This window comes from Pseudonocardia charpentierae, assembly GCF_031845345.1.
In the GTDB taxonomy this organism is placed as follows: domain Bacteria; phylum Actinomycetota; class Actinomycetes; order Mycobacteriales; family Pseudonocardiaceae; genus Pseudonocardia; species Pseudonocardia charpentierae.
The window spans coordinates 1-384 of the sequence record NZ_JAVREJ010000116.1 but is presented as its reverse complement, the minus strand read 5'-3'; the positions used below and the strand labels follow the sequence as shown (position 1 = coordinate 384).

The 384-nt window shown below is 40.9% G+C and carries 1 protein-coding gene; it reads right to left on the bottom strand.

The annotated features are described in order from the left end of the window. Positions 1-111 precede the first annotated feature (111 nt). Positions 112-384: hypothetical protein (locus RM445_RS32115; protein WP_311560623.1), on the bottom strand; the 273-nt coding region annotated here is incomplete at its 5' end.

The following is a 384-nucleotide window of genomic DNA, read 5'->3' as shown; positions in this document are numbered from 1 at the left end:
CCTACATATGAACCAACCAAGAGGGGATACCGCAGAAGGCATAAAAGAAGCGATTCCTCTTCTAAAAGACCAAGGATATCGCTTTGTAAAAATGGACCCATATATCCCTACTCAACCTTCATAAGGGGTAACATAGATCACATATTTTTTTTGATTTTCATCCACTTCTGTCGACTGCTTTTGCCAAAAACGCCCTTGAATCAAATGTAATTCTGCTAGCAAAGATAGCAATACATCTTGTGCTGAGGAATGCTTCTGTTCTTGTACAATCGGATATTGAGTCCAATTGGGGTGAAAGTGCCGAAATTCCAATTTTACCCCTTGCCATTTGGGCTCAAATATAATCCCCTTCTCAACCACCTGTTCCTCCGGATTGTGTTGTAC